The following is a 22,675-nucleotide window of genomic DNA, read 5'->3' as shown; positions in this document are numbered from 1 at the left end:
GGTTAAACCGCTGAATCCGAAAAATGAAAAATGCCCTTGCAGGCGCACCTGCAAGGGCATTGGCGACTTGGGCAGCACCGCATCGAGCAGCGCCACCATCGCGAAAATACCGGATTACAGCTTGTAGTTCAGGCCGAACAGCATCTGGCGGCCATACTTGGCGTAGCCACGTGGACGGTCTTCGGTGCCGGCGTAGCTGCGGAAGGCGGTGTCGGTCAGGTTGTTGACCTGGAACAGCACGGACAAACCTTCGACTTGCTTGAAGTCATAACCCAATTGCAGGTCGACTACTTTATCAGCTTTTACGTAAGTCAGCTCGGTTGCACCGCCAATTCCGCCAATTTCACCCACAAAATCGCTGCGATAGCGCTGGCTGACGCGGGCCGAGAAGCCATTTTTCTCGTAATACGCCGTCACGTTGAACACGCGCTTGGACAGGCCCGGCAGCGGGATCGCGAGGCTGCCGAAGCGCTGGTCGACGATCGAGATTTCGCTGTTGGTGAACGACGCGTTGGCCGTGATGCCGAAGCCGTCGAGCATCGGGTGGATCATGTCGAGCGGGGTCGACGCGGCAAATTCCAGGCCGCGCAGGCTGCCGCCCTCGCCGTTGCGAGGCTGCGTCAGGGTGCCGATATTGGTCAGCGCACCCTGCAGGTTGAACTCCGAGAAGTCATTCGGCACGGTCACGTTATAGATGTACGAGGACAGGTCCTTGTAGAAACCGGCAGCCGAGATATAGCCCTTGTTGCCGAAGTATTTCTCGTACGACAGGTCGACCTGCTTGGCGCGCCATGGGTCCAGTTGGGCATTACCGCCGTTGCCCCATGGGGTGCCGGTGGTCTGCGCGGTCAGGCCCACTTCCAGGGCCGCGTTCAGCTGGTTCAGCTTGGCGCGGGCCAGCGTCTTGCCGGCGCCGAAGCGCAGGAATTGCTGGTCAGGCAGGCTCCACGCCAGGTTGATGCTTGGCAGGTAGTCGGTGTACTTCTTGCCGTCGGTCTTCGGTACCAGGTCGGCGAACGGCCAGGCGCGCAGCGTGTTCGCGGTCGAGCTCTGGTCGGTTTCAATGACTTGCATGCCGATATTGCCGCGCAATGGCATCGACATCAGTTCGGTGTCGATGTTCAACTTGGCGTAACCGGTCTTGACCTTCTCTTCGATCGACCAGTTCTTGGTCGCGCCCCATGGCACCAGCACGGCCGGCGTGAACGGGCCGAAGTTGTTGGCGAGCACCGCGTCGATATCCCAGCTCAGGCTGTTTTGCAGGCCGTACAGGCCTTGCGAACCGTTGATCACGCCAGGCGCGAAGGTGCCGGCGCCGATTTTCGAGAAGCCCGTTTCCAGGTGCTCTTTTTCTTTTTCGCGCTTGGAGTAGTTGAAGCCCAGCTCCAGGCTGCGGAAGTGCGCGTTGTCGAACTTGCGCTCGATGCTCGTGCGGAACGAGGTCATCTTGTCGGTCATGTTCGGGGCATTGACATAGCCTTCGCCGAACTGGCCGCCAATGGCGATCTGCGACGGATCGTCGTAGCTGCCGGTCAGGGCCAGGGTTGGGATCGTGCCGCCGTTGTAGCTGTAGTTCAGCGTCTGGCGCGCGGCGCGGCCGGCGTTGATCTCGATCAGCTGTTCCTTGTGATCGGCCTTCGAGCGACTGATGTCGACGATGCCGACCCAGTCGCCGGTCGTGTAGCGGTTGTTCCAGCCGAATGCGGTCAGCTTGTCGTCGCGCGTCTGGCGGTTGTTCCGCACGACCGGATTGACGTTGTTGGCGGTGCCACTGATCATCGTGCCGTTCACGACGGTCGGGTTCGAGAAGCGTACTTCGCCGTCATCCTTGAGCGGCATTTCGATGCCGCGGCGAATTTCTTCCTGGTCGAAACGCGAGTGGTACACGTCGAGCGTCGAGCTGAAGTTGCGGTTTGGCCGCCATTCGAGCACACCCATCAGGCCATCGCGCACCTGGTTGCCGGTAATGGCCATCGACTTCATGCCTTTTGGCACTTTGACGGTCGAGCCGGGCACGACATTGGTGTCGTCCACCCAGTCCCACGTTTCAAACTGTTGACCGACGTTCGGCTTGTCTTGACGTGCGTAACCGATTGCCACACCGATCGTGCGGTTGGCGAACTGGTCGATATACGAAGCGCTGACGCGGCTGCCGGTGTCGGGCGAGCCGGCGCTGATTTCGCCTTTGGAATTCTTTTCGCCGCGCACATTGACGGTCACGACGCGTTCGCGCAGCGACAGCGGCTTGATGGTCTGCAGGTCGACCGTGCCCGACAGGCCCTGGCCAATCACGGCGGCGTCGCCGGTCTTGTACACGGTGACTGCGCTGATCAGTTCAGATGGATACTGGTCGTATTCGACGGTACGGTCCGAGCTGGTGGTGACTTGTTCGCGGCCGTTGAGCAGCGCGGTCGACAGGTCGCCCGAGGTGCCGCGGATGCTGATCGACTGGGCTTGACCGTTGACGCGCTGGGCCGACAGGCCCGGCAGGCGGGCCAGCGATTCGGCGATCGACACGTCCGGCAGCTTGCCGATGTCTTCCGACGAGATCGCTTCGACGATGCCGGTCGATTCGCGCTTGACGGCAATCGCGTCCTCGATGGCACGGCGGATACCGGTAACGGTCACGGTGGCAACTGGCACGTCGCCGGTTGCGGCGGTGTCAGTCGTGGCGGCGGTCTGCGCCTGCGCGCTGCCGGCCATGATGGTGACGAAGATGGCGCACCCGGCGGCCACTGGGCTCAGCTGGAATGTGGAACGCTTGTTGGCGAAATTTTTCATGATCTCCTCAGAACGACGTAATTTCCCGCGAGCAGCTTTTACCGCCTTATCCGGGACTTTGTTATGGCACGCCTCAACAGCAACGCTGGGCGGGATTCTGTATTAAAACTAGATGCACTGTCAACGGGAGTGTATTGCTGTTGTGCGCGGGATATAGTCCTGAACATATTCATTTAAAAACAATTAGTTACGATATATGAATGCATTATGCCATCCTGACAAAGCTGTGTAGTCCGGCTACAAACGCTCTAAAAAGCAACGAATCAACCGCAAATTCACCAAATCGGTGCGCCGGATGTAGTAAAACCTTCACCCCCTGGTTGACGCCCTGTAACTTCACTACAGAAATTTGGCATTTTTACAACAGGCGAAAAAAATCCCCCGGAAGCCTGGAGGCTGCCGGGGGATTCCTGGAAGTGAAACGCTGCTACACAGCCAGTTCGATCATCAGAACTTGTAGTTCGCGCCGAACTGGTAGGTGCGGCCGTACTCGACGCGACGGGTGATCGAATTGCTGTCGTTCGTGTATTCCTGGTACGGCGCGTTGTTCCAGTTGTTGGCCTGGGCAAACACCGACAAGCCCTTGGCGAAGCCCGACTGGATTTCATACGACAGCTGGAAGTCGACGATGGTCTCGCCCTTCACGAACGTGTACTGCAGCGTGTCCGAAAAGTCCGGCGACTGGCCCAGGAAGTCCGAACGCTTGCGCGCTGCGGCGGCGATCTGGAAGCCGTTCTTCTCGTAGTACAGGCGCAGATTGCTCACCTTGCGCGACAGGCCCGGCAGTGGAATCGACTGCGCCGAGGTCTGCACGTTGCCAAAACCCAGGGCCGGGATATCGATCGCCGAGCTGGTGTTCGAGTAGTTGGCCATGATGCCGAAGCCGTCCAGCCAGTCGCTCGCCATGTTCAGCGGAATGTTCACGGCCAGCTCGTAACCCTTGATGCTGCCGCCTTCGCCGTTTTCAGGGCGGTTCAGTACGCCAATGGTCGAGCCGGTGAAGTCGCCGGTGGTCGGCAGCGGCGTGGTCGAGGTTGCCCATGGCGCGAAGTCGTATTCCGACGGCGTGCGCAGGATGAAGGTGTCGAGCTTCTTGTAGAACACGGCCGCGCTGACGTAGCCCTTCTTCGCGAAGTACTTTTCGTACGACAGGTCGAACGCCTTGGCCTTGAACGGTTGCAGCTGCGGATTGCCGCCGCCGCCGCTCAGGAACGGATTGGTCACGCCGGTGTTGACGCCAAAGCCGATTCCGCCGCGCAAGTCGTCCAGGTTTGGCCGCGACAGCACCTGGGCCAGGCCCATGCGCAGCACCTGGTCGTTCCTCAGGTCGAACGACAGGTTCAGGCTTGGCAACACGTCCCAGTAGCTGGCGCCATCGACGACGCGCACGGCCGGACACGCATCGGCAGTTTCGCCGGTGCAGTTGCCGCTGTTGTAGCCGCCGCCCGTTTGTTTCGTGTGCACGAACTGGGTGCCGACGTTGCCGCGGTATTCGAAGCCGAACAGCTCACCATTGAGGTCGCCCATCAGGTAGGCGGTCTGGACGGTTTCTTTCACATCCCAGAACTTGGTCAGGATGTCGGCATTGATTTTCGTGGCCAGCTGGTACACGGTACCGAGCGAGCCGGATGGATTCCACGAGGCGATCGGGATACCGGTGGTGCCGGCAACGGCCGTGCCCGTGCCTGGCATCGGCAACGCGGCAAACTGGGCGCCGCCCAGGATCTCGAGGCGGCCTTCTTCGCCGCTGCGTGCTTTTTCGCGGTCGGTGAAGTTGTAGCCGAACTGCACGGCCGACATCGGGCCCCACTCCACCGGACGCTTGGCGTTCAGGCGGATCGACTTGAGTGTGTCTTCCACATACGGCTGGGCCAAGTAACCGGCCTGCGGCAGGATGTTGGTGGCGGTGCCCGACCAGCCGTTCACGTCGGTCAGTTGCGCGACGGCACGATCCGAATAGTTCAGGCCGGTGCGCCAGGCGACGTCGGTGAAATTGCCGCCATTGAAGCCCGACCACGAGATCGTGTCCAACGGGCTGGCATTGCCCGGCAGGCCGGCGGTGGTTTCGTAGCGCGCGCTCAGCTTGGTCGCTTTCGACCAGGTGATGTCCGCGCTGGTGCTCCATTCGCCCAGTTTGAGCTCGTTCTTCCAGCCGACCGTTTTCAGGTCATCTTCCGACGTTTCGACGTGGTTGCGCACCACGCCCTTGTAATTGGTCAGCGTGCCGCTGGTAGCGATGCCGTTCTGCACGACGACGTCCTGCAGCACGCCGGCCGGGTCATACAGGCCCGACGTGTTCGAGCCGACCGCGCCTTCGAAGCCGCTGCGCTTCAGGCCCGTCTCGCCAGCCGAATAGAACAGGTCGAGGGTCGAACGGAAATCACGGTTGGGGCGGAACTGCAGCGACATGAAGGCGCCGTCACGCTTGTGCGACGTCGATTCGGTGTCGGCGGTAAAGCCCAGCGGCACCAGCACATTCTGGCCGTTGTACGGCAGCGCCGCGGTGTTGCCGCCCCAGGCGTCGAACTTGCGCTGCTCGCCGCCGGTTTCGTCGTACGAGGTGATGCCCAGCGCGATGCCGAACTTGCGGTCGGCAAACTGGTCGATGTACGAGAACGAGACGCGGTCGCCATCGCCTTCTTCGGCGGTGCGCACGCCCAGGCGGCTCTTCTTGTAGTTGGCGGCGATCACGCGCTTGCCGAAGTCGAGCGGCTGCACGGTCTTCAGGTCGATGGTCGCAGCCAGGCCCTGGCCGATGACGCTTGCGTCCGGCGTCTTGTAGATCACGACGCCGCCCATCAGTTCGGATGGGAACAGGTCGAATTCAGGGTTGCGGGCATTGCCGGTCGAGGCCATTTCGCGGCCATTGAGCAGCGTGCCGTTGAAGCTTGGCGACAGGCCGCGCACCGAGATTTCGGAGGCGCGTCCCGAACCGCGGCTGCGCTGGGCGGTCACGCCCGGCAAGCGCGCGATCGATTCGGCGACGGACGTGTCCGGCAACTTGCCGATGTCTTCGGCCGAGATCGCTTCAACGATCGAGTTCGAATTGCGCTTGATCGAGATTGCGGCTTCGATGCCGGTGCGGATGCCGGTGACCGTGACGGTCGAGACCGCGTTGCCGGGGAAGACAGCAGGCGCGGCGGCAGGCGCAGGGGCGACGACGGCGGCTTCTGCCGGGGTCTCGACCGTGGCGGCGCTGACTGGCGTATTCGGTGCAACAGGGGTGGCTTCTTCGCTGCCCGAGGCTTGCGCGTAAACATTGCCAGCCATGACCGACAGCAGCACGGCGCAGCCGGCGGCAAACGGGTTCAGCGGGAATGCGAAAGTGGCTGCGGTGCGACGGGCGCGGGTGGCCCGAATGGCGATGGCTTTCATGTGTCTCCTCGATTGACTTTTTATCAGCCCGCCGCACAAGCGCCGAACCGTATGTATCGAGAATGATGGCAGCTTTGCGCGCCTAAAACATCGAGCACGTTGTACTTGGACTACAGATTTAATGCCAGGAGGCGACATTCGCACCGAATCTGAAGGCAATCTGAAGATTCGCGGCGACCGCCCCAGTAGGCGCAAGCCGATTACACGCCTCGCGAATGATTGTTGTGCGCCGGGGTTTATAGTAATCTCCCGCCAACACAACAATATCCAGCCACATCGATTTCTCGGCCCTGCCAATCCTGTAGTCCGACTACGCGCAGGCTGAACAGAACGACCTGGCTCTACAGATCATGAGACAACTCCTCGCCACCATCGTGCTCGGCAGCGCTTCGCTTGCCGCTTTCGCCCAGGCTCCAGCCATCGACCGCATGGAGCCGCCGTTCTGGTGGGCCGGCATGCATGACAACAAGGTGCAGTTGATGGTGCATGGCGAGGCGATTGCCGACCTGACGCCGACGCTGAACTACCCCGGCGCGCGCATCGCGACTGTCACGCGCACGCCAAACCGCAACTACCTGTTCATCGACCTCGTGCTCGACCCGAAGGTTGCGCCAGGCAGCTTCGACATCACGTTTACCGGCGCCGGCCGCACGGCCACGCACACGTACCGCCTGCTGGCGCGCGAGCCGGGCTCCGCCACGCGCCAGGGCTTCTCGAGCAAGGACGCGATCTACCAGATCATGCCGGACCGCTTCGCCAATGGCGACCCGTCCAACGACAATGTCGCCGGCATGCTCGACAAGGCCGACCGCAAGGGTGGCCTGGGCCGCCACGGTGGCGACATCCAGGGCGCGATCAATCACCTCGATTACATCGCGGGCATGGGCTTTACGCAGCTGTGGCCGACGCCGCTCATCGAAAACAATGGGCCGGGCTACTCGTACCACGGCTATGCGGCGACCGACCTGTACAAGATCGACCCGCGCTACGGCAGCAACGAGGATTTCGTGCGTCTCTCGACGGAGGCTGGCAAGCGCGGCATCGGCATCATCCAGGACGTGGTGCTGTCGCACATCGGCTCGCACCACCGGTGGATGAAGGATCTGCCGGCGCCGGACTGGATCAACTACGACAACAAGTTCGTGCCGACGCAGCACTACCACACGGCGGTGCAGGACCCGTACGCGTCGAAGGAAGACGCCGACAACTTCACGCGCGGCTGGTTCGTCAAGAGCATGCCCGACCTGAACCAGTCCAATCCGCTGCTGGCCAACTACATCATCCAGAACAATATCTGGTGGATCGAATACGCGAAGCTGTCGGGCCTGCGCATCGACACCTTCGGCTATTCGGACAGCGCGTTCCTGTCCGAGTACACCCGCCGCATCATGGCGGAATACCCGAACCTGAACCTGGTCGGCGAAGAATGGAGCACCAAGGTGCCGGTCGTGGCGCGCTGGCAGCGCGGCAAGGTCAACTTCGACGGCTACCGCGCGTACACGCCAAGCCTGATGGACTTCCCGGTCGCCGAAGCGATGCGCACCGCGCTGGCCGACAAGGAAGGCGGCAACGTGTTTGCCGACGTGTACGAGACGCTGTCGCTCGACTACCTGTATCCGGAACCGGGCAACCTGGTGCTGTTCGCGGACAACCACGACATGTCGCGCATCTACAGCGTCGCCGGTGAAGACTTCGACAAGTACAAGATGGCGATGGTGTTCATGATGACGGCGCCGCGCATTCCCCAGTTCTATGTGGGCGACGAGCTGCTGTTTACCAGCCCGACCAAGAACCGCGACGATGCCAGCTACCGCGTCCCGTTCCCGGGCGGCTGGGCCGGCGACAAGGTCAATGCCTTTACCGGCGTGGGCCTGAAGGACAAGCCGCGCGCGGCGCAGGCATTCGTGCGCAAGCTGACCAACTGGCGCAAGGGCCAGCCGGTGATCCACAGCGGCCGCATGATGCATTACGGGCCCCAGAACAATACGTACGTCTACTTCCGCTATAGTGGAAACGGCAGCGAGGGCAAGAAGGTGCTGGTGGCGTTCAACAACAACGCCAAGGAGATGACACTCGATGTCGACCGCTTCCGCGAAATGCTCACAGGCGTCAACAGCGGCGTGGATGTCTTGACCGGCAAGACGTTCGACCTGCGCTCCAAGCTGACCCTGGCGCCGCGCGCGTCGGTGATTCTGGAACTCGAGGCGCCACGATGAAGCGCAGCGCGATCGCACTGGCCGCCCTCTTCGCCTGTGGCGGAGTAGAGGCGCAACTGCAGGCGCAGACCGACGCGCCGTTGTTCGTGCGCGGCGCCTTCAATGGCTGGGGCACGGCCGATGCGCTGGCGCCGCAAGGCAAAGGGATCTACCAGGCCGACGTCAAGGTAGCGCCGGGCAACCACGCCTTCAAACTCGGCAGCGGCGACTGGGCTGCCGAGTGGGTGATCGATCCGGACAAGAGCGTCAACGTGGCGCCCGGCGAGACCCACGTTCTGCAGCGCCAGTCGGGGCCGGAGACGTTCCTGTTCGTGCGCACGTCGGGCACCTACCGCTTCACGCTCGACGCGAGCGATCCAGCCAGGCCGGCGCTGAAGGTCACGCGCATTGCAGACGCGAATAACGCCAACGCGCCCGATCCGCATGCCGGCCATGCCGTTGCCGTGACCGAAGCGTGGCCGACCTGGGACGGCAAGGCGGAAACCGTGCGCTACTCGACGCCGGACGCGAATGCGCCCCTGCGCCAGTACGTCCAGTCGAGCACCATGAGCTTGCGCGATCCCGGCCCGCAGCACGTGCAGTATGCCGAGCAGGATGGCCTGCCGCGCGCCCGTACCGGCAACCTCGCCTTCGACGCGCTGTTCGCGCTGGCCGGCGCCGAGATGCGGCTCAATTCAGTCAGCCAGATCAAGGACGGCAACTACAACGGCGGTAACGCGATCGATTGCGACTGCTTTTCCACCGGCGAGAAGTGGGCGTATGTGTGGACGCGCGACCTGTCGTATGCGGCCGACCTGGGCCTGGCCCTGCTCGACCCGCAGCGCGTGCGCAATTCGCTCGACTTCAAGCTCTCGGGCTGGCGCGATGGCGTCACGCCGGTGACGCAGATCCCCGCTTCGGCCGATGGCTTGCAGATCGTGCAGGACACCGGCAGCGGAGGCAGCTGGCCGGTGAGCACCGACCGCCTGACGTGGGCGGTTGCGGCCGAAGAAACGCTGCGCACGCTGCCGGCCGCCGAGCGCGCGCCGTTCGCGCAGAAGGCATTGGCGGCGCTGTCGAACACGATCGAGATCGATCGCGTGGCGGCGTTCGACGCGGCCACCGGCCTGTACACGGGCGAAGAATCGTTCCTCGACTGGCGCGACCAGAGTTACGCGGCGTGGATGCCGGGCGACCTGGCGTCGATGGCAAGTTCCAAGGCGCTGTCGACCAATGTCGTGATGTTCCAGGCCTTGCAACTGGCGGCGAAGCTGGCGCGCGAACAGGGCAATGTGACCAAGGCCGATCGCTATGCACGCTGGGCCCTCGATCTGAAACACGCGATCAACACCGAACTGTGGCTGGCCGACGAGGGCATGTACAGCAGCCTCACGGCCGGTCACCTGGACGGCGCGCCGCTGCACAAATTCGACTGGCTCGGCCAGGCGCTGGCGATCGTCAGCGGCGTGGCCGATGCACAGCAGACGGCATCGATCCTGGCGCGCTATCCGCACGGGCCGATGGGCGCGCCGGTGATCTGGCCGCAGCAGATCGGCGCGCCGGTGTACCACAACCGGGCCATCTGGCCCTTTGTCACGGCGTACGGCTTGCGCGCCGCGGTGCACGGCAACAATGCGGCGGTGGCCGATGCCGCGTATCAGACACTGATGCGCGGCGCGGCAGTGAACCTGTCGAACATGGAAAACCTCGAGTGGCTGTCGGGGCAACCGTTGCTGCTGGATGAAAAGACGCCGGGCTTGAGTGGCCCGGTGATCAATTCGCGCCGTCAGTTGTGGTCCGTCGGCGGGTACCTCGGCATGGTGGTCGAGAACGTGTTCGGCGTGAGCGCGCTCGATGATGGCATCGCGCTGCGTCCGTTCGTGACCGCGAAGCTGCGGCGCGAGACGTTCGGCGACGCCAGCGAGATCGCGCTGCATGACCTGCGCCTGCACGGCAAGCGCATCGACGTGGTGCTGCGCCTGCCGCCAGCGGCGAAGGGCGATGGCTTTCACCGGGTCGAGCGCATCGTCGTCAACGGCAAGCCGGTCACGGACACGCTGCGCACGCGCGACCTGCTCGCTGCAAATCGCATCGAGATCACCTTGGGCAAGCTCGTTCCCGGCAATGGGACGATCCGCCGCGTGACGGCCAGTCCGTATGAAGAATCGCCCGTTACGTTCGGACCGCGCGAACCGCTGATCGAGGCGCTGGCACGCCAGTCGCCGGGCGCTGTGGCGTTGACGATCGGCGCCAATGGCAATGGCGCGAACGTGACTTACCGCGTCTACCGCGACGGCACGCTGGTGGCCGACAAGCTGCCGGCCGGCGCATGGATCGACAAGCGGGCCGGCGTGGCCTCGTGCTACGCCGTGGAAGCGCGTTTCGCCGACAGCGGCAATGCCAGCCACCACAGCCAGCCGCGCTGCGCCGATGCGGGCGTCGAAATTGGCGTGACCGACCCGCGCGTGACGTCGAACCTGACGGCTACCGCACCGGATGCGCGCTTCGCCCTGCCGGCCTTGCGCGACTGGGGCCGGCCGCAAGACCGCTTCGCCGTCGATGGCATTCGCATCGATGGCGCAGGCGACTATCGGGTGCAGGTGCGCTACCACAATGGCGCGAACCAGGTGAACCTGGGGATCAGCGGCGGCGTGAAGTGGCTGGCGCTCAAGGACCATGCCGGCAAGGTGGTGGCGCAGGGTGTGATCCAGCTACCGCACGCGCCGCTGTTCAAGGGCGCGACGCCGACCGTGTACTCGACGCCGCTGGCAGCGCGCTTGAAAGCAGGCAGCTACCGCCTGGAGATGACGGACTTCTACAATATGAGTTATCTGGAGAGTAACCGCACCTTCACGGGCGCGGGTGGGGGCAAGCCGGCGAACCGGTTCGATATTCACGGGGTGCGGGTGCTGCGGGTGAAATAGGGATCAGTTCTTAACGCCGCGCCATATGAACCGTCGTACCCGCCACCGGCGGCTACGACTTCCCGCGGAGGCGGGAACCCAAGTTCGTAGCACGCCGGTAGCATTAAACGTCGCCACCAGGCATGCAAAACTTAGGTTCCCGCCTTCGCGGGAATGACGGTGTTGTCGCTATCGGGCCTCACGTCAGCCTTCGGCGCCGCCAGCAACAACTTGAGCCGCCCTTCCAGCACGCGAAACTCGAACGGCGTCGCCATCTTGCTCACCTCGCCATCGACGGCGACCTTCAAGCGCTTGCGCCCATACAGCGACGGCGTGCGCACCGTCATGCGCTTGAACGAAAACGCGACAACGTCGTCGGCGCCGCCCAACTTGCCCAGCGCACCACGCACCAGCAGCCCCAGCAGCCCGAGCTTGCCCATCGGCTTGGGCGCCAGTGCCGCCAGTTGTCCGTCTTCGACCGCGTCGGTCAGTTGCTCCATGCCGACCTGTTCCATCTGTAGCCGGTTGTTGCCGACAAACAGTGTTGTGGTGCGCAGGCGCTGCTCTTTGCCATCGAGCTCGAGCCGGATGTGCAGGTGGCGGTGCGCCCGCAACGTCATCTTGATGGCCGAGAGAAACGCAACGACCCGGCTGCGACCAAATTCGCGCTTGTCGTGTTCGCGCTCTTCGAGCAGTGCCGGATACAGGCCGACACTCGCATTGACAAGGAATATCTTGTCGTTGAGCATGCCCACCTGCACCGGCTTGATCGTGGCGCGCAGGAGCGCGTGCACCGCCTCGGCCAGGTCTTCCGGGATGCCGTGGGTGCGCCCGAAATAGTTGAAGGTGCCCTGCGGCAGCACGCCGAACGGGCAACCGGCCAGCACCGCCTGGTGCGCCACCGTATTGATGGTGCCGTCGCCGCCGGCCGCCACCAGCACGCCATTGCTGGCGACGGCCTTTGCGGCCAGGTCGCGCGCAATCTGTTCGAGCCGCTCGGGCTCGTCCACTACTTCAAGATGGCACACGCGGCCACCCGCCTCCATGACCTCGTTGATGGTGGAGATGCGCATCTCGGTTTCGGCGTGCCCCGACCCCGCGTTCAGGACGATGAAGAAAGGAGCGTCAGGTAACAACTCGGTGGCTGGCATCGCGGGGTCGATTCGGTAAAAGATGGTTGATCGAGAATGCAGCCATCGTATCACCGGCATTGCCACCGCTAGGTGCGTTACTCAACCGTCGCGTGCAGGCGCCAGATCGGCCATGTAGACGTTGACCGCCGGCTGGTCCGGCGCCAAAACGGCCAGGCGCTCGAAGCGCAGGCCCAGGCGCAGCAGCAGCGTGATCGACGCCGCGTTCGCCGGCGCCGTGAACGCCGCCAGGCGCCCGATGCCGAGTGCGCGAGCATGCGCCATCACGGCCTGCGCCGCCTCGAGCGCATAACCCTGCCCCCGCGCTTCGGGCAGGAACGCGTAACCGATGTCGACATGCTCGAGGAATTCGCGCTTGACGAGGCCCGACAGCCCGAGCGGCGCCCCGCCCCCGATGGGTTCGACGAGATAGAGGGAATGGCCGTACCTGGCCTGCATGGCGATCGGGCCGTCGCGCAGCGCGCCTCGCGCGGCCTCGACGCTATGCAGATTGCGCTGGCCGATGTGTTCGATGAAAGCCGGGTCGTTGACGAGTTGCAGGAAGAACGGCGCATCGGCCTCGGTCACGAGGCGCAGCTGCAGGCGTTCGGTACGTAAGCTGACCATCACACTCCTGGTGCGTCGTCGGCCGTCGGCCAGTGATCGGGATCCTGCAGCAACTGGTACATCACATACGCATCGACATAACCCAGGCGCTTGTGGCGAAACGCCTTGGGCAAGGTGCCGACAATGGAAAACCCGAGCTTCTTCCACAGCCCGATGGCCGGGCCATTGGTACTGACCACATGGTTGAACTGCATCGCCAGATAGCCGTGGCTGCGCGCCTGATCCAGGCTGTGCTCGCCCAGCATGCGGCCAATACCGGCGCCCTGCGCGGCCGGGCTGACCATGAACGAGGCATTGGCCACATGGTGGCCGCGTCCCACCTGGTTCGGCACCAGCCGGTACATGCCAAGCACCCGCCCGCCCGCGCTCGCCGCGACAAAACTGCGCACGCCTTGGCCCAGCCAGTATTGATAACCGGCCTCGCGCGATGTCGCGGTGGTAAATACATAGCTCTCACCCGAGACAATATGGGTGCAGAAAATAGTCCAGATCGACTCGAAATCGGATTCGAGCGCCGGACGAATGACAATATCTTTCACAACAGCCTACTACAGGAGTGCCAGAACCAGGACGGTCCGCTATTTTGCCTGAAAATACACGAATTATCACGCTCTATATTGACATTCTAGCTACGGCTGAGGCGGAAGTCCGCGTTGTCAGGCCGGCCCGCCAAGTGCAAACGGCTGGCGCTCGATGGCGCTTCGGCCACGACCTGGCCACGCCGCAGCACGAAGCGGCGCACCGCGCGCAGGCGGATCGCTTCGACGGTCGAACCGGCATCGAGGATCACGAGGTCGGCGTGGCAGCCCGGCGCCAGGCCGTAGCCTTCCAGGCCGAGGATGCGCGCCGGCGTCTCGGTGATGGCGGTAAAACACGACTGCATCGCTTCCAGTCCCGTCATCTGCGCCACGTGCAGGCCCATGTGCGCCACTTCGAGCATGTCGCCCGAGCCCATGCCGTACCACGGGTCGAGCACGCAATCGTGGCCGAAGGCGACGTCGACGCCAGCCGCCATCAGTTCGGGCACGCGCGTCATGCCGCGCCGCTTCGGGTAGGTATCGTTGCGCCCCTGCAGCGTGATGTTGATGAGCGGATTGGCAATGGCCGCCACGCCGCTCTCGGCAATCAGCGGGATCAGCTTGCTCACATAATAATTGTCCATCGAGTGCATCGACGTCAGGTGCGAGCCGGCCACCCTGCCCTGCAGCCCCAGGCGCTGCGTTTCGTACGCCAGCGTCTCGATGTGGCGCGACATCGGATCGTCGCTCTCGTCGCAGTGCATGTCCACGCGCAGGCCGCGCTCGGCCGCGAATTCGCACAGCAGGCGCACCGACTCGGCGCCCTGCGCCATCGTGCGCTCGAAGTGCGGGATGCCCCCGACGACATCGACGCCCATGTCGATCGAGCGCTTGAGGTTGGCGAATGCGTTCGCGCTGCGCAGCACGCCGTCTTGCGGAAAGGCGACCAGTTCCAGATGCAGGTACGGCGCCACGCGGCGCTTGACTTCCAGCAGCGCTTCGACCGCCAGCAGCCGGTCGTCGCACACATCCACATGGGTGCGGATCGCCAGCAGGCCGCGCGCCACCGCCCAGTCGCAATAACGCAACGCGCGCTCGATCAGCGCATCCTGGCTCAGCTGGGGTTTCAGCTCGCCCCACAGCGCGATCCCCTCCAGCAAGGTGCCGCTGGCGTTCACGCGCGGCAAGCCGTAACTGAGCGTGGCGTCCATGTGAAAGTGGGCGTCGACGAACGGCGGGCTGACCAGGTCGCCGGCCGCATCGATCTCGCGGATGCCACGCGCTGCCAGCTGCGGCGCGAGCGCGGCGATGCGGCCGTCGAGAATGCCGATGTCGATGCCGGTGCGGCCATCGGGCAGCGTGGCGTTGCGGATGACGAGGTCCATGATGACTCCAGGTAGATGTTGTTCGATTGTAGCAACTGTGGCAGCTCAAAACGACAATGCTGCAATGCAAGATTACCCGGGTTAAATAAGCACCGGTACTGCGTTGCACGGCCTTGCAATCGTGGGTACACTTACTTTATTGCAGCGCGCCATACTTGATAGATAGGAACTTCCATGACCTTACTCTCCGAGCAGTTGTCCGCAGCATCGAACAACTACCTGACTGCACCGGTGAACGCCCAGTTCACCATGTTTAATGCCCTTGCCACCCAGGCGCTCGACAACGCCAGCCGCATCACGGCGCTGAACCTGTCCACATCCCACGAAGTCCTCGAGCGCTCAACCCAGACCGCGCGCCAGCTGATCGGCGCACGCGACCCGCGCGACCTCGCCGTGCTGCGCAGCCACGCCGAAGAACAGGTGCGTAGCCTGTTCGCCTACAGCCGCGAACTGTTCGGCATCGCCACGGGCGGCCAGCCGTTCATGTTGCGCACCGTGACGCCCGAAACGCTGGCGGCGCCGCTCGAGCAGGCCACGCAAGCTGCGGTCGATGCTGGCAAGGATGCCATCGAGACCGCGCAGCTCGCGGCCGAGCGCACGATCGAAGCGGTCGCAGTGCCCACGGCGCCGGAACCTGTCGCCGCAGCGCCGGAACCCGAACCAGCGCCAGAACCCGAACCACAGGCTGCCGCACCCGAGACGCCCCCGACTGCCGAAGCGGTGGCCGCCGTGCTGCAAGAAACGACGCCGGACGACGCGCCGGCCCTCACGCCGAAGGCACCGCCGGCCAAGCCCACGCCGATCGCCCAGGCCGCCGGTAACGGCGCCGCCCTGGCGGCCATGCCTGCCGAGCCGGTGGCGGCGCCTCTCGAGCGGCGCGATCCCGACGCGACACCGACGCCCGCCACGCCGCGCCGGCGCCGCAAGTAATCCCTCGCTGGACAAGCGCTTCGACAACGGTACTGCGCTGCGCCGGATAGGTAAAACGACTACACTAGCGGGCTCTGGCCCGCTTTTTTTTCGGGCGCAACAGCAAGGAATTCGAATGAGTTTGTCCAGGCTGATCGGCGGCTTCGTGCGCCGGCATTGGCAGTCCTATGCCTCATCGGCCGTAATGCTCGTCGGCGTGGCGATCTGCACGGTCCTCATCCCCCGCAAGGTCGGCGCACTGGTCGATGCCCTCGCCGCCAACCGGCTGGGCCAGCAAGATCTCTTGACCGGCATCGCGCAAGTGATCGGCCTGGGCATCGCCATCTACGTGCTGCGCGTGTGCTGGCGCATCCGCCTGTACTCGGCCGCCTACCAGCTCGGCGTCGAGCTGCGCACGCGCCTGTACGCGCGCCTGGCCGCGCAAGGCCCCGCCTTCTACCAGCGCCAGCGCACCGGCGACCTGATGGCGCTGGCCACCAATGACATCGACGCCATCGAGATGGCCGCCGGCGAAGCGCTGCTGGCCGCGTTCGACGGCACGCTCACGCTGGTGATGGTGCTGGGGATCATGACCCTGGGCGTCGACTGGCGCCTGGCGCTGGTCGCGCTGCTGCCGTTTCCGCTGATGGGCCTGGCGTTCTGGTACATCTCGACCCACATCCACAAGGCCGAAGGCGATGCGCTCAAGGGCTTTTCAAAGCTGAACGACCACGTGCAAGAGTCGCTGTCGGGCGTGCGCACGCTGCGCGCCCTGGGCCTGGAAGAGCGCAGCGCGACCCAGTTCGGCGTGCTGACCGCCAACGCGGCCAAGGCCAGCCTCACCGCGCAGAAATGGGAAGCGGCCTATGAGCCGGCCGTCGGCCTGGCCCTGACCGCCGCCACCGGCCTGACGCTGGGCCTGGGCGGCTATCTGGTGTGGCAAAACCAACTCACGGTCGGCGCGCTGACCAGTTTCACGATGTACCTGGGCCAGCTGATCTGGCCAATGTTCGCCGCCGGCTGGGTGCTCACGCTGATCGAACGGGGCCGCGCCGGCATGGCGCGCCTGCAGCCGCTGCTCGAAGCGCCGCTGTCGGTCGAAGACACCGGCACGATCGACCGGGTTGGCCAGGGTTCGCTGGTGGTCGACGACGTCACATTTACGTATGGCGTGAACGATGGCGTGGATGCAGGCACGGCACACACACAGGCGCCGGCGCTGGCCGGCGTGTCCGTCACCCTCGAGCCCGGCCAGACGCTGGGCCTCGTCGGCCCCACCGGTTCCGGCAAATCGACGCTGCTGCGCGTGCTGCTGCGCCAGGCGACACCGCAGCAGGGCCGCGTGAGCTGGGCCGGGCAGCCTCTTGACGCCTATCGCCTCTCCGCCCTGCGCGGCGCCACCAGCTGGGTGCCGCAAGAGTCGTTCCTGTTCTCGGCCACCATCGCCGAGAACATCGCGCTGGCCCGGCCCGGCGCCTCGCGCGCCGAGATCGAAGGCGCGGCGCGCATGGCCGCCATCCATGACGACATCCTGCGCTTCCCGCACGGCTACGACACGCCGGTCGGCGAAAAAGGCATCACGCTCTCGGGCGGCCAGCGCCAGCGCGTGGCGATCGCCCGTTCGCTGCTGGCCGACAATCCGCTGCTGCTGCTCGACGACGCCCTGTCGGCGGTGGACACCGGCACCGAAACCCGCATCCTCGAACACCTGGCCGAGCTGCGCGCGGCGCGCCCCGAACGCGCCGCCATCATCGCCAGCCACCGTTTGTCGGCAGTGGTCGCGGCCGACCACATCGTGGTGCTGCGCGCCGGGCGCGTGATCGAAGCCGGCACGCACGACGAACTTTTGCTGCTGGACGGCTGGTACGCCAGCCAGTGGCGCTATCAACAACTGGAGGCCAGCCTTGACGCAACCTGAAGCAACGCTGGAATCGAACGCGGCATCGACGACCACACCACCGCCACCGCCGCCAAAAACCGACAACAGCCTGGAACGCGGCGTCATGCGCGACCAGGCGAAACTGGCCACGCGCCTGCTGCGCCGCGCCGCCGCGCCCGAACAGCGCCACCTGGTCATCGCCACGCTGTGGCTGATCCTGGCGGCCGCCTTTGAAGTGGTCGGCCCGCTGCTGGGCAAGGCGCTGATCGACGACCACCTGCTGCCGCGCAATCTCGACTGGCCGCAGATGGCCCTGCTGCTGGGCGGCCTGGTGGTCACCGGCTGGGTCGCGAGCTGGGTGCGCTACCTGCAACTGATCCGCCTGTCCGGCGTGGCGATGCGTTCGGTGCAGCGCCTGCGCGAATGGGTCTATGGCCATGTGCTGCGCCTGCCGATGGCGTTTTTCGATCGTGCCATCACGGGCCAGCTGGTCAGCCGCGTGACGAACGACACCGAGGCAGTCAAGACGCTCTACATCCAGGTCTTGTACGTCATGCTCGACAACTCGATCGTGTTGATCGGCACGATGATTGCGATGGCCTGGCTCGACTGGCGCCTGATGCTGATCGTGCTGTTGCTGGTGCCGGCGGTGGTCGGCATCGTCTGGCTGTACCAGCGCTTGTCGGCGCCGGCCGTCACGCGCGCGCGCGCCCTGCGCAGCGACATCAATGCGCAGATGGCCGAGTCGATCGGCGGCATGAGCGTGCTGCAGGCCAGCAATGCCGAGCTGCGCTTCGGCGAACGTTTCCTGGTGACCAACCGCACGCACTACACGGCGCGCCTGGCCGAGCTGCGCGCGAACGCGTTCCTGCTACGCCCCGCGCTGGATCTGCTCAACGTGGCCTTGCTGGCGCTGGTGATCTTCGCCTTCGGCCAGCGCGAGATCGGCGCCGTCGAAGTGGGCGTGCTGTACGCGTTCGTCAGCTATATCGCGCGCGTGGTCGAGCCGCTCATCCAGATCACGATGCAGTTCAGCGGCCTGCAGCAGGCCGTGGTGGCGGCCGCGCGCGTGAACACGCTGCTCGATGAAGCGGGCGCGCCGGAACACGACGCGGACCGCGTCCACGGTCAGAATGCGTTTTCGCCCGACGCCCCGGCGGTCAGCGTGCGCAAGGTCGAATTTGCGTATGTGCCGGGCCAGCCGGTGCTGCACGACCTGTCGCTCGACGTGCCGCAGGGCGCGTTTTTCGGCATCGTCGGCCACACCGGCAGCGGCAAGTCGACGCTGCTCTCGCTCCTGCTGCGCTACTACGTCGTCGAACAGGGCAGCATCGAGATCGGCGGCGTGCCGCTGGCGAAGATCGGCAATGCGCGCTTTCGCAACGAAGTGGGCCTGGTGCCGCAAGACCCGTTCATCCTGGCCGCCAGCGCGCGCGAGAACATCGACATGGGCCGCGGCCTGCCGCTCGAGCGCCTGATGGACGCCGCGCGCGCCGCGCATGCGCACGATTTCATCAGCGCGCTCGAACAGGGTTACGAGACGCAGCTGGGCGAAGGCGGTTCGCGCCTGTCGTCGGGCCAGAAGCAGCTCATCGCCATCGCCCGCGCGCTGGCGGGCGAGCCGCGCATCCTGCTGCTCGACGAAGCGACCTCGCGCATCGACAGCGCCACCGAGCAGGTGGTGCAAGAGGCGCTGGAAGAATTGCGCGGCAAGGTGACCATCATCGCCATCGCGCACCGCCTGTCGACGATCCGCGACGCCGACCGCATCATCGTGCTCAATCACGGCCGGATCACCGAGGCCGGGCCGCACGAAGCACTGATGCGGATCGACGGTGGCCTGTACCAGCGCCTGTACCTGTTGCAGCAAATCGCTCTTTAGGCGTTGCGATACCGATTGTGCATGGCTTTTACCTGCGACAGATTATGATGGGGCTCCACCGCCTTCTCCCTCGACCATGACTTCACCGCCAGCCGCAGTCCCCGCGTTCAACCAGGCTGGCCGGATGGCGCGCCGCCTGCGCGAGCATGACTGGCGCGCCTCGAAGCTGGGGCCGCGCGCCACCTGGCCGCACAGCCTGAACCTGGCCCTGAACATCTGCCTCGACTCGCATTTTCCGATCGCGGTCTGGTGGGGGCCCGACCTGGTCCAGTTCTACAACGACGCCTACCAGCCGATCATCGGCGACGACAAGGACATCACCGGGTTCGGCGCGCCTGCGTTCGATTCGTGGCAAGAGATCTGGGACACGATCGGCCCGATGGTCGAGCAGGTGATGCAGCAAGGCGAAGCGGTCAGGGGCGAGGACCTGCCACTGTACACCTACCGCAACGGCGCGCTTGGCCTGGCCCACTTCACCTTCTCGTACAGTCCCATTCGCGACGAGACCGGCGCCGTGCTCGGCATGTTCACGGCCGCCGTCGAGACCACGGCGCGCATGGACCTCGAACGGCGCCAGGCGTTTCGCCTGAAACTGGCGCAGGAACTGCGCCAGATGCCAGGGCCCGAAGCGGCGATGCAGGCGGCCAGCCTGGCGCTGAGCGACTACCTGGCTGCGCCGTTCGTGCGCCTGGGCATGATCTCGCTGGGAGAACCCCACGCGGCCTGGCGTACGGCGCTGGAGGCGGGCGAGCCGGTGCGGATCGACGACCTGCGCGGGCACGCCGCGCTCCAGTCCCGGGTGCCGGAGCTGCCCGAGCTGCCCGAGCTGCCCGACCTTGCAGCGCTGCTGATCGTGCCGACGGTCGAGGATGGCCGCGCGGGCACGGTGCTAATCATCGGCAAGCACGCGCCATACCGCTGGACCGATGGCGACGTGCTGTCGGCCCGCGAAAGCCTGGACCAGATCGAGGGCGTGCTCAGCCGCCTGCGCGCCGAGCAGCTCGTGCGCCAGAACCTGGCCACCGAGATCGAACGCCTGCGCCAGCTGTTCGACCAGGCGCCGAGCTTCTTCGCCGTTACGCAGGGGCCGCAGCATGTGTTCGACCTGGCCAATGCAGCCTATCTGTCGCTCATCGGCAAGCGCGACATCCTTGGCCTGCCGGCGCGCGCAGCATTGCCCGAGGTCGAGGGCCAGGGCTTCTTTGAACTGCTCGACCAGGTGTATGCCACCGGTGTGCCGTTTGTCACGCATGGCATGCCGGTCAGGCTCCAGCGCACGGCGGGCGCCGCCCTCGATGAACTGGTCATCGACTTCATCTACCAGCCGGTTACCGACGCCGAAGGGACAGTCACCGGCATCCTCATCGAAGGCACCGACGTCACGCTGCAGTACCGTGCCCAGGCCGAACTGACGCGCGAGCGCGACCTGAGTCAGCACGTATTGTCGAGCATGAAGGAAGGCTTTGCCATCGTCGGCGCCGACCTGGCCGTGCAGCAGGTGAACGACGAAGGCGTGCGGCTGGCGCAGCGCACGCGCGCCGAGATCGTCGGCCTGCCTGTCGCCGCCGTCTGGCCCGGACTCGACGGCGACGATACCGATACACTGTTCCGGCGCGTGCTGGCCACCCACGTCGCCGAGATCCGGGACGCGCCGTTCGCGTGGCCGGACGGGCGCCAGGCCTGGATGGAACTGCGCATCTACCCGTCGCTTGACGGCGGCATGGCGTTTTTCTTCCGCGATATCACCGAGCGCAAGGTGGCCCAGCGCCAGCTGCGCGACGCCGACAAGCGCAAGGACGAATTTCTGGCCATGCTCGCGCACGAGCTGCGCAATCCGCTGGCCCCGATCGGCGCGGCGGCCGACCTGCTGCGCATGGCGCAGCTCGATGAAGCGCGCCTGCGCCAGACCAGCGGCATCATCACCCGGCAAGTCAAGCACATGACAAGCCTGATCAATGACCTGATGGATGTCTCGCGCGTGACGCGCGGCCTGATCACGCTCGAACACGACATCCTCGACGGCAAACAGCTCATCGCCGATGCGGTCGAGCAGACCAGGCCCCTGATCGCCGCGCGCCGCCACAGCCTGGATGTGCACACGCCGCACGAATCGGCCTTTGTGCGGGGCGACCAGAAGCGCCTGGTGCAGGTGCTGGCCAACCTGCTGGGCAATGCAGCCAAATACACGCCGGAAGGCGGCGAGATCGCGCTGTCGATGGCTGTACGTGCGGGGCAGGTGAGCTTTACCGTGCGCGATAACGGCATCGGCATGGCGCCGCCGCTGATCGCCAGCGTGTTCGAGCTGTTCATGCAGGGCGAGCGTTCGTCGGACCGTTCGCAGGGCGGCCTTGGCATCGGCCTGGCGCTGGTGCACAGCCTGGTCGAACTGCATGGCGGCACCGTGTCGGCGCGCAGTCCGGGCCCGGGCCTGGGCAGTGAATTCAAGGTCGTTCTGCCGGCGGTGGCGTGCGACGTCGAGGCGCTACCGGCGCCGGACCACCGCTTGCCGGCGCCGGCCGGGCCGCACCTGCGCATCATGGTCGTGGACGACAACGTCGACGCGGCGCAGATGCTCTCGATGTTCCTCGAAACGGCCGGGCACGATGTGATTACCGAACACAGTCCGCATGCGGCGCTCGAGCGCGTGCGGACCGAGGCGGTCGATGTATTCCTGCTCGATATCGGGCTGCCCGACATGGACGGCTACGAACTGGCGCAGCGCCTGCGCCAGCGCGTCGGCAGCAAGAACGGCGCGGGCGCCACGTTTATCGCCATTACCGGCTACGGGCAGGAATCCGACCGCGGCTCGAGCCTGAACGCCGGCTTGTCGTACCACTTCGTCAAGCCGGTCGACACGCTCGAACTGGCGCGCCTGCTGGCGACACTGGCCGAGAAACCGGCCAGGCTCAAGGCCGGCTCCAGCTGATGCAGCTGCCCGGCGCGCCGGCGCAGCCAGCGCCAGCCCAGCGCCAGGCCGGTATGGGTCGGCAGCTTGACGGGCACGCACCGTTGCCAGTCTGTGAACACGACGCCAGGCGCCCCTGAAGCTGTGTCATTTTTGTGACATTCCGCGACAAAGTGAATTTCTACT

General features: G+C 65.1%; 12 protein-coding genes. 6 read left to right on the top strand and 6 right to left on the bottom strand.

Annotated features, from left to right (window positions below; translation table 11 throughout):
• Nucleotides 1-114: 114 nt before the first annotated feature.
• Both AB2N08_RS13820 and AB2N08_RS13815 read right to left on the bottom strand, forming a co-directional pair.
• Complete coding sequence (locus AB2N08_RS13820; protein WP_367611227.1) at nucleotides 115-2,781, bottom strand: TonB-dependent receptor; 2,667 nt, start codon at nucleotides 2,779-2,781, stop codon at nucleotides 115-117.
• 447 nt (nucleotides 2,782-3,228) lie between these two features.
• Nucleotides 3,229-6,156: a TonB-dependent receptor gene (locus AB2N08_RS13815; RefSeq protein ID WP_367611226.1), complete on the bottom strand. Its 2,928-nt coding sequence runs from the start codon at nucleotides 6,154-6,156 to the stop codon at nucleotides 3,229-3,231.
• Between the two features lie 350 nt (nucleotides 6,157-6,506).
• Between AB2N08_RS13815 and AB2N08_RS13810 the strand changes: the two genes are divergently transcribed.
• Complete coding sequence (locus tag AB2N08_RS13810) at nucleotides 6,507-8,372, top strand: glycoside hydrolase family 13 protein (protein ID WP_367611225.1); 1,866 nt, start codon at nucleotides 6,507-6,509, stop codon at nucleotides 8,370-8,372.
• Nucleotides 8,369-11,275: an MGH1-like glycoside hydrolase domain-containing protein gene (locus AB2N08_RS13805; RefSeq protein WP_367611224.1), complete on the top strand. Its 2,907-nt coding sequence runs from the start codon at nucleotides 8,369-8,371 to the stop codon at nucleotides 11,273-11,275. Before AB2N08_RS13810 ends, AB2N08_RS13805 begins: the two co-directional genes overlap by 4 nt.
• A gap of 131 nt (nucleotides 11,276-11,406) precedes the next feature.
• Here AB2N08_RS13805 and AB2N08_RS13800 read toward each other — a convergent pair whose 3' ends face one another.
• The 4 genes from AB2N08_RS13800 to AB2N08_RS13785 form a co-directional block, all read right to left on the bottom strand.
• Nucleotides 11,407-12,405: a diacylglycerol/lipid kinase family protein gene (locus AB2N08_RS13800; protein ID WP_367611223.1), complete on the bottom strand. Its 999-nt coding sequence runs from the start codon at nucleotides 12,403-12,405 to the stop codon at nucleotides 11,407-11,409.
• A gap of 81 nt (nucleotides 12,406-12,486) precedes the next feature.
• Nucleotides 12,487-13,011 (bottom strand): GNAT family N-acetyltransferase, encoded by a 525-nt coding sequence (locus AB2N08_RS13795; protein ID WP_367611222.1) that lies wholly within the window; start codon nucleotides 13,009-13,011, stop codon nucleotides 12,487-12,489.
• Entirely contained in the window at nucleotides 13,011-13,550 is a 540-nt protein-coding gene (locus AB2N08_RS13790) for a GNAT family N-acetyltransferase (RefSeq protein WP_367611221.1), read from the bottom strand. Before AB2N08_RS13790 ends, AB2N08_RS13795 begins: the two co-directional genes overlap by 1 nt.
• Nucleotides 13,551-13,636: 86 nt before the next feature.
• A complete protein-coding gene (locus AB2N08_RS13785; RefSeq protein WP_367611220.1) occupies nucleotides 13,637-14,914 on the bottom strand; it encodes an amidohydrolase family protein in 1,278 nt (425 codons plus the stop codon).
• A gap of 174 nt (nucleotides 14,915-15,088) precedes the next feature.
• On the opposite strand from AB2N08_RS13785, the gene AB2N08_RS13780 reads away from it, so the two are divergent.
• From AB2N08_RS13780 to AB2N08_RS13765, 4 genes are all read left to right on the top strand, one after another.
• Nucleotides 15,089-15,844 carry a phasin family protein gene (locus AB2N08_RS13780; protein ID WP_367611219.1) on the top strand — a complete coding sequence of 252 codons (756 nt, stop codon included), beginning with the start codon at nucleotides 15,089-15,091 and terminating at the stop codon, nucleotides 15,842-15,844.
• A gap of 115 nt (nucleotides 15,845-15,959) precedes the next feature.
• Entirely contained in the window at nucleotides 15,960-17,741 is a 1,782-nt protein-coding gene (locus AB2N08_RS13775) for an ABC transporter ATP-binding protein (RefSeq protein WP_367611218.1), read from the top strand.
• Nucleotides 17,742-17,826: 85 nt separating this feature from the next.
• A complete protein-coding gene (locus tag AB2N08_RS13770) occupies nucleotides 17,827-19,584 on the top strand; it encodes an ABC transporter ATP-binding protein (RefSeq protein ID WP_367611241.1) in 1,758 nt (585 codons plus the stop codon).
• 76 nt (nucleotides 19,585-19,660) lie between these two features.
• Nucleotides 19,661-22,510, top strand: coding sequence for a PAS domain-containing hybrid sensor histidine kinase/response regulator (locus AB2N08_RS13765; protein WP_367611217.1), 2,850 nt, complete (start codon nucleotides 19,661-19,663; stop codon nucleotides 22,508-22,510).
• The last annotated feature ends 165 nt before the right edge of the window (nucleotides 22,511-22,675 follow it).

Origin of the sequence: Massilia aurea, assembly GCF_040790145.1 — a bacterium.
Taxonomy (GTDB): domain Bacteria; phylum Pseudomonadota; class Gammaproteobacteria; order Burkholderiales; family Burkholderiaceae_D; genus Telluria; species Telluria aurea_C.
Note: the sequence above shows the minus strand (reverse complement) of the source record. Positions and strands in the feature narration are given on the sequence as shown.